The following is a 10,524-nucleotide window of genomic DNA, read 5'->3' on the forward strand; positions in this document are numbered from 1 at the left end:
CAGTTCCCCCTGCCTCGAACCACCCGCAGCACCCCCTGCGCCCCGGTCCGACGCCCCCAAGCCTCCCCGCGTTCCCCACCCGACCCGGCCGCACTCGTTCGGCCGAACGCCCCGACCGCAACCTCGTCATCGCCCACCGAGTCCGAGCGGTTGGCAAGCGTTCCGGCGTATTGCCCCAAGACTCGACCTGTCAGGCAGCGGACCTCAGCACAAAACTACCGGCCGTAGCGTGGGGTGTGCTCAGTGTCACCTACTTGGTCTCTAGGTGAAACGGCGTGGGGCAGCCATGCTCTGCTGGCACATTGGGGCCGCGCGTCGTCGGGGGCGTGCGCATGTCATGGGGGGGGGGCTTGTTGCACACCCGTCGCTTTGCGGCGCGAGGCTTTGGCCTGCGCCCATCCAGATATTCCGCCTCGGCTGTCCCGCTGTCTGGTTGCTGTGTGAAATGAACATCCCAGAGCGTGGTCCGAATGAAGGATTGCAATACGAGTGGGACTTCGGATTTGAGATAGCTCTTGAGGTGGTCGAATCCGAGGTCGTGCTTCGGGGGAATCGCGCTGGCCTGATCTCCCTGGCTCGTCATTTGCTGACCCTTGCGCAAGAAGATGTCAGCCCTGGCACGCATTTGCACCTTGCCGCAGGTCAGGAGATTGATTCCGCCTTTGGCTTGATTCTCGAGTCGATGGGGCCCTGAGGATCTCGTCCGCCATCCCGGCTGGAACAGCGCTGACGTGCGGTCGATGGAATCCGGCTCACCTGCCGGGTGTCGTCGACCGCGCGCTGTTTGCTCGATCCTCGACCATGGCGAGTGCCTTGCCGCCGGCCGTGGTCCTGCTCGTGGTGAACTGCGGGCACCACGGACGTCTTCCGAGGACGAGTCACTCCCGCCGAGCCGACTCCGGCCACACCACGACCACCGGAACCCCCGAAGCCCGTGCGTGCTCGACGACGTCGCCCGTCCCGCCCTTCCCCCCGGCAGGCTGGCCGTCCCACACCGCCACCAGCAGTTCCACGCTCGCCAGCATCCGCTCGTTCGCCGCCACGTACGCCTGCCGCCCCGACAGCATGAACGGCAGCACGCTCACCACGTCCGCCTTGGCGATCAGCTCGTCGTAGGCCGCCACCTTCGACGGTTTCAGCTTCGCCCGGTAGTCCATCGCGGGCAGCACGACCTCGACCTTCCCCCCGAGTTCCAGGACCACCCGCGCGAACAGCTGGTCCGCGCCGGGGGCCAGGCAGGTCACCCCGACAAGGGATGACCCGCCCGCCTCTTCCACGAGCACCTCGCGGATCGCCGCGTGCACGGCGTCCACGCACTCCGGCACCAGATTCGTGTGCCCGGTGATGCCTATCCGCATTCAGGCCGTCCGCATGGCGCGGATCGCGTCGCGCGTGTCCTGGACACCGGGCAGGTTCCGGTGCCTCTCCGATTCCTTCGAGAAGTCCTGCAACTTGCGCAGCACCCGACCCGACGAGATGCGTTCCACGGTCGGCAGGACGTCGCTGATCAGGTCGCAGGCCTCCTCCGGCTCGCCCGCGACCATCTTCGTGCGCGCCAACCCGATCACGTCGAACGCCCGGTTGCGGACCCGTGACGGGTCGCGCAGGTCGAGCGCCCGCCGGATGTGCAGCTCGGCCGACGGCGCCTGCCGGGGGTCGTGCCCCGCCAGGTCCCTCGTCCGCGCCCCGATGACGCCCTCCAGCTCGGCCTCGTCGAAGCTGTGCAGCCACCACGGCTCCGCGTCGGCCTCCCGCCGCGCGAAGCTGTCCTGCGCCAGCCCGACCACCCGGTCGAACTCGCGCACCTGGCCCATCTGCGCGTACGCCCACGCCTCCCTGGTCAGCAGGAGCGCCTGCAGGGTCGGCGTCGCCGTGCGCCGGGTGCCGTACTGGGCGAGCTGCACGAGCTCCAGCCCGTCCTCGGGACGCCCGAGGTCGAACATCTGCCGGGCCATCGCGGCCAGGCACAACGCGGCGAACGGGTCGTTGCGGCCCGCCTTCGCCATGCGGACGCCGAGCACGTAGTAGCGCTGGGCGGCGTCGTGCAGCCCCGCGTCCCACGACATGCTCGCCGCCACCTTGGACAGTTCCGCACCGATGAAGAAGGCCCGCTCCGTCGTCGGGCCCGCCGGTGCGCGCGACAGTCTCTCGGCCAGTTCGTCCAACTGGCCGAGCACCGCCTTCCGGGCCAACCCGAAGCCGCCGCGCCCGCCCCATCCGCGCAGCCCGTCCGCGACGCGCTGGAGCGCCGCCAGTTCCTCCTCGCTGATCGCCGAACTCGACGACCACCTCGACATCGACTGCAACGGGTGTAGCCACCGCTGAAGCGGCTCGACCAGTGCGGGACCCACTGCCACAGCGGCCGCTCCCGCGAGCGCCGCTCGTCTGCTGATCGCCAAGTCGTTCCTCGCCGTCTCCTCGACCGATCGGGCAATGCTCGACGCGTCCCACGCCGCGCCGAGCACATCGGGCGGGGTCACCGTTTCCGGTCCCGCCTGGCTCTGGATGCCGGCCCGGTCGAACCACAGCCGGTCACCGGGGATGCCCAACACCTGCGCGAAGTGGCGCAGTCGGTCCATCCGGTCGATCGGGTTCTCCCCGCTCTCGTACCGGGACAGTTGCGCTTGGCTGATGCCCAGCCACGAGGCCATGCGGTCCTGGGTGACCCGGCTGACGTGCTGCGGGTGGTGGCGGTACGCGGCGAGGACCGCGCCCATGTCCCGCTCGGCCAGCGCACCGGCGATGGCCAGGTGGTCCCAGAACTCGGTGGGCGACTCGGGCGGCCCGAACACGTCGGCCCGCGCGTTGCGCCTGCACCGGTGGCACAGCCGATCGGAGTTGTCGGCGGCGATCAACGCCCCGCACGGGCATGCGCGCCTGGAACTGGATGCCCTTGGGCTGGTCTGTGCCATGGCCTTCGCTCCCGTCACTGAGCGTGCACACAAGTGTATGCCGCGGTGATCAGGAGTCCATGCATTTCGTGCATAAGTCGCGGTCGGCGTCGGATTCGTCCCCTGGTGACGCCGTGTGGTGGATGCGGGTGATGCATCCGGTGCATGAGCCCCACCCGCCGGGCGTGTGGTGCGGCCGCCCGAAGACCAGCACTCTGCTCCCATCACCGGCAACGGGCCTGATCCCCGTGCCGGAGGACGCCAGCACGTGCCGGAGTGCGACCACCCGACCAGGGAGGACGACCACCCATGAGCCTCACCGCCGCAACCACCCCCGAGACCGCCAAGCGGCCGGGCGTGCCCCACAGCCGAGCGCACGAGCAGTTACTGGGCGAGGCGATCGCCGGGTACCGGCTCCTGGGGTGGCGGGTCTCCGTCACCGAACAGGGCGTCTTCCTCCCACTCGGTCCCTCGACCACCGCACTCGCCATGCCCGCCAGAATCGGGTCGCGGGTACTCGCAGACCTCAAAGCGCGCATGCTCGCGGGCCCGGTCACCGTCATCCCCGGCCCGCGCGAGCACTGGATCTTCCTGGCCGAACTGGTCGCCCTGCTGCCGACCCACCTCAAGGCCCCGCCGGAGGTGCAGTTCGTCAGGTCCCCGCAGCGCATCGCCCTGCCGCCGACGATGACCCGGTACGGGTCCCTCCGCTGGGCGAACCCGCCGTCACACAGCAGGCACTGGTTCCCGCCGTTCACGGCGGTGCTGGCCCTCGCGCGGAGCGCTGCCGCGAACGACCGCTGAGTTTTCGACGCTGATTTCCGGTGGGCGTCCCCACGGCGCCCACGTCGGAACGCCCGTCGGGGTTTGACGGGTGCGTTTTCGCCTGGTCTCGGGGATCGAGCAGGGGAGACGGGGCCTCGCGCCGCCTCGGCAGGAACGTCGAGGGGGAGGGAGGGCGGCTACGCGACGCACCTGGTTACGGTTACCACCGCGGCCAGGTGCTCGGCTCGTTGTGGGGGTTCTTGGGTCTGGGGTTCGGGGTGTTGGGGTTTTTGGGGGCCTAACCCCGCTCGCGCAATTATTTCAACACCTCGTTTTCTTTGTCAAGGCGGGAAAGATGCCTTGACAAAGAAAACGAGGTGCGAAGGCGCTTCGGATCGGGGTGCAGGCCGAGGACTGGGTTAGATGGTGGTCGGCAGAGTGGGTCCGCGTGGGAAAGCCACCGGCTCGCTTGGACGCCAGCCCGCTTGGACGCTGGCCCGCCTGGTAGGCCGGGCCCAAGCAGAGTTGCTGCCACACCCAGTCGCTGCCGCACCCTGCGATCGCCGCCTCGCCGATCGCAGGGGCTCAGCCATCGGCCGCTTCGCCGATGTGTCGGGCCGCTGGTCGTCAACCATCGCGCCGCTCAGGTGCCGCCTGCCCGTCCAGCCGTGGCCGTGCCCGGACTGGGCCTCCCACCGAACAGGGGTGCCACAGGGGCGGGGGCAGACTGTTCTTCGTGAATCGCCGAACCCTCCTGTGCGGGCTGGCCGCGCTGTCCGTTGCCGGGTGTGCCACCTCCACCGGCAAGAAGATCCCCGGTCCCGGCTCCGCCAAGTCCGGCGACCGCCTCGCCGGCCTCGCGGACGTGCCGGTCGGTGGTGGTGTCCTCGTCGACACCCCCGGCAACGGGCAGTTGCTCCTCACCCAGCCCACCGCCGGTGTCGTGAAGGCGTTCAACCCGGCCTGTCCGCACCAGGGGACGACCGTGAACCCACCCACCGCCGGCGAAATCACCTGTCCGACCCACAAGAGCGGGTTCGACCCCGCCACCGGGGCCGTCCGCACTGGTCCAGCGCCCAAGGGGCTGACCGAGATCGCCGTGACCGTCACCCAGAAGGACGTACTGCTCGCCTGAAGAGTCGCTGAATCTGCCGTTCCGGTGAACCCTTGATCCACCAAACGCGTAATTGTTCGGTGTACCCGAACCACCACCCACCACTACGCGGAGGATCGGTTTGACTTCCTTGGCCGAGAACGCAGGTCCACTGACTTCCCGCAGGTCGATGCTGTGCGGGCTGGCGGTGGCGATGGTCGTGCCCGGCGGGTTGGCCGCGTGCAGCACGACCACCAGCAACCCCAGCACGGGCACCGGGAACACGGGGAACACCGGGAACACCGGCGCGGCCACCACCGGTGGCAGCACCGGTAGCGCGGGCGCCGCCGGGCTCGCCGCGCTGGCCGACGTGCCGGACGGCGGCGGGTTGATCGTCGAGTCCGGTGGCAAGCCGCTCGTGCTCACCCGGACCGGTGACGTCGTCAAGGCGTTCGGCGCGGCCTGCCCGCACCAGGGCACGACGGTCGGCGCGCCCAAGGGCGGGATCATCACCTGCCCGAACCACGGCAGCCAGTTCGGCGCCACCGACGGCTCCCTGAAGAAGGGCCCGGCGACCAAGGGCCTCACCGAGGTGCCGGTCAAGGTCGACGCCGGCCAGGTCGTCATGGCCTGAGAGGTGGCCAGGGGTCGGCCACGCGCAGAACTGTCGGTGGCCGCACGTAGGCTTGTCCCGTGGCCGACCCGTCGACCTATCGCCCCTCGCCCGGCACCATCCCGGAAGCTCCCGGCGTCTACAAGTTCCGCGACGCCGGCGGCCGTGTGGTGTACGTGGGCAAGGCAAAAAGCCTCCGCTCCCGGCTGAACTCGTACTTCGCCGACCTCGCCGGGCTGCACGACCGCACCCGGCAGATGGTGACGACCGCCGCCAGTGTCGAGTGGACGATCGTCAGCACCGAGGTCGAGGCCCTCCAGCTGGAGTACAACTGGATCAAGGAGTTCGACCCGAGGTTCAACGTCCGGTACCGGGACGACAAGTCCTACCCGGTCCTCGCGGTCACCCTGAACGAGCAGTACCCCCGCCTGCACGTGTACCGCGGCCCCCGCCGCAAGGGCGTCCGCTACTTCGGCCCGTACGCGCACGCGTGGGCGATCCGCGAGACGCTGGACCTGCTGCTGCGGGTGTTCCCCGCGCGCACCTGCTCGGCGGGCGTGTTCAAGCGGCACAACCAGATGGGCCGCCCCTGCCTGCTCGGCTACATCGACAAGTGCTCCGCCCCGTGCGTCGGCCGGGTCAGCGCGGACGAGCACCGCGACATCGTGGACGACTTCTGCGACTTCCTCGCGGGCAAGACGGACGCGATGGTCCGCCGCGTCGAGAAGGAGATGCTGGCCGCCTCCGAGGAGCTGGAGTTCGAGCGCGCCGCCCGCCTGCGCGACGACCTCGGCGCGCTGCGCCGGGCGCTGGAGAAGCAGGCCGTGGTGCTCGGCGACGGCACGGACGCGGACGTCGTGGCGTTCGCGCAGGACGAGCTGGAGGCCTCCGTCCAGGTCTTCCACGTGCGCGGCGGCCGGGTCCGCGGCCAGCGCGGGTGGGTCGTGGACAAGGTCGAGGAGGTCGACGTCGCCGGGCTCGTCGACCAGTTCGTCACCCAGTTCTACGGCGAGCAGGTCGAGGGCGCGGAGTCGACCGGCGTGGTCGCGATGGCCGTGCCGCGCGAGGTGCTCGTGCCGGAGCTGCCGGGCGACGCCGAGGTCCTCGAACGCTGGCTGACCGACCTGCGCGGCAGCAAGGTGCAGATCCGGGTCCCGCAGCGCGGCGACAAGCGGGCGCTGATGGAGACGGTCGCGCGCAACGCCGTGGAGCAGTTCCAGCTGCACAAGCTCAAGCGCGCGGGCGACCTGACGGCCCGGTCGGCGGCGTTGCAGGAGCTCCAGGAGCTGCTCGGGCTCGACACGGCCCCGCTGCGCATCGAGTGCACGGACATCAGCCACGTGCAGGGCACGGACGTCGTGGCCTCGCTCGTGGTGTTCGAGGACGGGCTGGCGCGCAAGTCCGAGTACCGCCGGTTCGCGATCCGGGAGGCAGCGGACGAGGGCGACGTGGCCTCGATCGCGGAGGTCGTGCGCCGCCGGTTCCAGGCGTACCTGAAGGAGACGGCGAACGACGTGCCCGGCCAGGTGCCGGGCATCGACCCGGAGACGGGCAAGCCGCGCCGGTTCTCCTACGCGCCGAACCTGCTGGTGGTCGACGGCGCGGGCCCGCAGGCGCAGGCCGCCTCGGACGTGCTGGCCGAGCTGGGCATCACCGACGTCGCCGTCGTGGGCCTGGCCAAGCGCCTGGAGGAGGTGTGGGTGCCGGGCGAGGTCGACCCGGTGATCCTGCCCCGCGCCAGCGAGGCCCTCTACCTGCTGCAACGCGTGCGCGACGAGGCGCACCGGTTCGCGATCGCGTACCACCGGCAGAAGCGGTCGAAGCGGATGACCACGTCCGAGCTGGACGAGGTGCCCGGTCTCGGGCAGACCCGCAAGGCCGCGCTGCTCAAGCACTTCGGCTCGCTGAAGAAGCTTCGTGAGGCGAGCATCGACGAGATCAGCGGGGTGCCCGGCGTGGGCAGGCGCACCGCGGAGGCCGTGCACGCGTCCCTGACGACGGGGAGCGGCGCGGCAGGCACCGAAGGGGAGAAATCGTGAACGCACCGGCCGGCGAGAAGTCCGGCATCGAAGTCGCGGTCGTGACCGGCCTGTCGGGAGCAGGGCGCAGCACGGCCGCGAAGTGCTTGGAGGACCTCGGCTGGTTCGTGGTCGACAACCTGCCGCCCGAGCTGATCGCGACGATGGTCGAGCTGGGCGCGCAGGCGCGCGGCGCGATCACCAGGGTCGCGGTCGTGATGGACGTGCGCAGCCGCGCGTTCACCGAGGACCTGGCCGCCATCATCAAGGACCTGGACGCCCGCGGCTACAAGCCGAAGGTGCTGTTCCTGGAGGCGACCGACGACGTGCTGATCCGCCGGTTCGAGGCGGTCCGGCGAGGCCACCCGATGCAGGGGGACGGGCGGCTCTCGGACGGCATCGAGTCCGAGCGGCTGCTGCTCACGCCGTTGCGCGAGGAAGCGGACCTGGTGCTGGACACCTCGGCGCTGTCCGTGCACCAGCTGCGCGCCAAGATCGAGGACACGTTCGGCAGCGAGTCGGCGACCCGCACCCGCGTCACGGTGCTGTCGTTCGGCTACAAGTACGGCCTGCCGATGGACTCGGACCTGGTCATGGACGTCCGGTTCCTGCCGAACCCGTTCTGGATCCCGGAGCTGCGCGAGCAGACCGGCTTGGACGGCGAGGTGCGCAACTACGTGCTCAGCCAGGAGGGGGCCGAGGAGTTCCTCGACCGCTACCACGAGCTGCTGCGGCTGATCGGCGCGGGCTACCGGCGCGAGGGCAAGCGGTACCTGACCCTCGCGGTCGGCTGCACCGGCGGCAAGCACCGCAGCGTCGCCATCTCCGAGGAGCTGGCCTCGCGGCTGGCCACCGAGGACGGCATGGCCGTGAAGGTCGTCCACCGGGATCTGGGTCGCGAGTGACGGTTCCACTGAAGGCGGTGGCGTTGGGCGGGGGTCACGGCCTCCACGCGACGCTCACCGCGCTCCGGCAGCTCACCGACGACGTGACGGCCGTGGTGACGGTCGCCGACGACGGCGGCTCGTCCGGTCGGCTGCGCCGCGAACTCGGTCTGCTGCCGCCCGGCGACCTGCGCAAGGCGATGGCCGCGCTGGCGGGCACGGACGAGTCCAGCCAGCTGTGGACGAGCCTGTTCCGGCACCGCTTCGGCGGCACCGGCGCGCTCGCGGGCCACGCGGTCGGGAATTTGGTGCTCGCCGGGCTGTTGGAGCAGTTGGGCGACCCGGTCGCCGTGCTGGACGAGGCGTGCAAGCTGCTCGGGGTTCGCGGGCGGGTGCTGCCGATGAGCGTGCAGCCGTTGCAGATCGAGGCGGACGTGGTGGGCTTGGACGAGGACGCGGCGCAGGTGCGGCGCATCCGCGGCCAGGTCGCCGTCGCCACCACCCCCGGCCGCGTCGAGCGCATCCGCCTGCGCGGCCCCGGCGGCGAACGCGCCCGCGGCTGCCCGCAGGCCGTCGAGGCGGTGCTGGGAGCCGACGTGGTGCTCCTCGGACCGGGCTCCTGGTTCACCAGCGTGCTGCCGCACCTGCTCGTCCCGGAGCTCCGCGAAGCGCTCGAGGCGACGTCCGCCCGCCGGGTCGTGGTGCTGAACTTGGTCCCCCAACCGGGCGAAACCGAAGGCTTCTCGCCGGAGCTGCACCTGGACGTCCTCTGGCAGCACGCCCCGGATCTGAGGATCGACGCGGTCATCGCGGACGTCGACTCGGTGCCCGTTCCGGACCGCTTGCGCCGCGCCGCCGCTGCTCTGGGCGCTGCGGCCCTGCTGGAACCCATCGCGGCGGACGGCGAACCGGAACGCCACGACCCGGCTGCTCTGGCCGTCAGCCTGCGCCACGCGTTGGGTAGCCCACGTGACAGCCCGCAGCGGTCGTCCAGTACAACGCTCACCACCAGTAGTCAGCACAGGGGAGGCGAGGAATCATGGCGATGACCTCGGCGGTCAAGGACGAGCTGAGCAGGCTCGCCGTCTCGAAGACCTGCTGCCGCCGTGCCGAGGTGTCCTCGCTGCTGCGGTTCGCCGGAGGCTTGCACATCGTGGCGGGCCGGGTGGTGGTGGAGGCGGAGGTCGACCTGGGCTCCACGGCCCGCAGGTTGCGACGGGAGATCCACGAGCTCTACGGCCACCAGTCGGAGGTCTTCACGATCACCTCCAGCGGCCTCCGCAAGGGCACCAGGTACGTGGTCAGGGTCGTGAAGGACGGAGAGGGCCTGGCCAGGCAAACCGGCCTGCTCGACCCACGAGGCCGCCCAGTACGAGGCTTGCCCGCGCCAGTCGTCTCCGGAGGCGTCTGCGACGCCGAAGCAGCCTGGCGAGGAGCCTTCCTGGCCCACGGTTCCCTGACGGAGCCAGGTAGGTCGTCATCCCTGGAGATCACCTGCCCCGGCCCGGAAGCGGCCTTGGCCTTGGTGGGCGCGGCAAGGCGCATGGGAATCGCCTCCAAGTCCCGCGAGGTGCGGGGCGCGGAACGGGTGGTCATCCGCGACGGCGACGCCATCGGCGCGATGCTGACCCGCCTGGGCGCACACGACAGCGTGCTGGCCTGGGAAGAACGCCGCATGCGCCGCGAAGTCCGAGCAACGGCAAACCGCCTGGCGAACTTCGACGACGCCAACCTCCGCCGCTCGGCAAGGGCAGCAGTAGCCGCAGCAGCACGGGTACAGCGGGCTCTGGAAATCCTGGGCACCGAAGCCCCGGACCACCTGGCAGCTGCCGGAGCACTGAGGTTGGCACACCGCCAAGCCTCACTGGAAGAACTCGGCCAACTGTCCGAACCCCAGATGACGAAGGACGCTGTTGCCGGACGCATAAGGCGCCTACTGGCCATGGCCGACAAGCGCGCGAAGGACCTCGGCATGGACGACACGGAGTCAGCGGTAACAGCCGACATGCTCGAAGCAGAGGTCTAGCAGCACTGAGCTCGGCTTTGAACTGGACCGACGACGGGACCGGCGGCCAGTTGGTGACTGCGACAAGAGTGGCGCGGGGCTTGACGGCCACGACGGGATCGGCGGGCCAGCTGGTGACCACGGCGGTGCTCGCAGCCAGTTGGTGACCGTGACAAGAGTGGCGCGGGGCTTGACGGCCACGACGGGATCGGCGGGCCAGCTGGTGACCACGGCGGTGCTGGCAGCCAGTTGGTG

10 protein-coding genes are annotated in these 10,524 nt (G+C 70.4%); 8 read left to right on the forward strand and 2 right to left on the reverse strand.

What is annotated here, in order from left to right; genetic code table 11:
- Positions 1 to 445: 445 nt before the first annotated feature.
- On the forward strand, positions 446 to 694 hold the full coding sequence (locus ACFWW9_RS24120) for a hypothetical protein (RefSeq protein ID WP_390381996.1): 249 nt from the start codon (positions 446 to 448) through the stop codon (positions 692 to 694).
- A gap of 184 nt (positions 695 to 878) precedes the next feature.
- On the opposite strand, the gene ACFWW9_RS24125 is transcribed toward ACFWW9_RS24120, so the two are convergent.
- Both ACFWW9_RS24125 and ACFWW9_RS24130 read right to left on the reverse strand, forming a co-directional pair.
- A complete protein-coding gene (locus ACFWW9_RS24125) occupies positions 879 to 1,358 on the reverse strand; it encodes a hypothetical protein (protein ID WP_390381999.1) in 480 nt (159 codons plus the stop codon).
- The gene (locus ACFWW9_RS24130; RefSeq protein ID WP_390382001.1) at positions 1,359 to 2,855 is read right to left on the reverse strand and encodes a helix-turn-helix domain-containing protein; all 1,497 of its coding nucleotides are present in this window, start codon (positions 2,853 to 2,855) and stop codon (positions 1,359 to 1,361) included. It abuts the gene before it with no gap.
- Positions 2,856 to 3,200: 345 nt separating this feature from the next.
- On the opposite strand from ACFWW9_RS24130, the gene ACFWW9_RS24135 reads away from it, so the two are divergent.
- From ACFWW9_RS24135 to whiA, 7 genes are all read left to right on the forward strand, one after another.
- Positions 3,201 to 3,695, forward strand: coding sequence for a hypothetical protein (locus ACFWW9_RS24135; RefSeq protein ID WP_390382004.1), 495 nt, complete (start codon positions 3,201 to 3,203; stop codon positions 3,693 to 3,695).
- A 697-nt stretch (positions 3,696 to 4,392) separates the two neighbouring features.
- Positions 4,393 to 4,791, forward strand: a complete 399-nt coding sequence (locus tag ACFWW9_RS24140) for a Rieske (2Fe-2S) protein (RefSeq protein ID WP_390382006.1) — start codon at positions 4,393 to 4,395, stop codon at positions 4,789 to 4,791.
- 148 nt (positions 4,792 to 4,939) lie between these two features.
- Positions 4,940 to 5,383, forward strand: a complete 444-nt coding sequence (locus tag ACFWW9_RS24145; RefSeq protein ID WP_390382009.1) for a Rieske (2Fe-2S) protein — start codon at positions 4,940 to 4,942, stop codon at positions 5,381 to 5,383.
- A gap of 59 nt (positions 5,384 to 5,442) precedes the next feature.
- Positions 5,443 to 7,401, forward strand: a complete 1,959-nt coding sequence (gene uvrC, locus ACFWW9_RS24150) for an excinuclease ABC subunit UvrC (protein ID WP_390382011.1) — start codon at positions 5,443 to 5,445, stop codon at positions 7,399 to 7,401.
- Positions 7,402 to 7,427: 26 nt separating this feature from the next.
- Positions 7,428 to 8,285 (forward strand): RNase adapter RapZ, encoded by an 858-nt coding sequence (gene rapZ / locus ACFWW9_RS24155; RefSeq protein WP_390382023.1) that lies wholly within the window; start codon positions 7,428 to 7,430, stop codon positions 8,283 to 8,285.
- Positions 8,286 to 8,293: 8 nt separating this feature from the next.
- Positions 8,294 to 9,313: a uridine diphosphate-N-acetylglucosamine-binding protein YvcK gene (gene yvcK, locus ACFWW9_RS24160; RefSeq protein ID WP_390382026.1), complete on the forward strand. Its 1,020-nt coding sequence runs from the start codon at positions 8,294 to 8,296 to the stop codon at positions 9,311 to 9,313.
- The gene (whiA, locus tag ACFWW9_RS24165; protein WP_390382014.1) at positions 9,304 to 10,290 is read left to right on the forward strand and encodes a DNA-binding protein WhiA; all 987 of its coding nucleotides are present in this window, start codon (positions 9,304 to 9,306) and stop codon (positions 10,288 to 10,290) included. The genes yvcK and whiA overlap by 10 nt, the downstream gene beginning before the upstream one ends.
- The last annotated feature ends 234 nt before the right edge of the window (positions 10,291 to 10,524 follow it).

The organism is Umezawaea sp. NPDC059074, assembly GCF_042738955.1.
In the GTDB taxonomy this organism is placed as follows: domain Bacteria; phylum Actinomycetota; class Actinomycetes; order Mycobacteriales; family Pseudonocardiaceae; genus Umezawaea.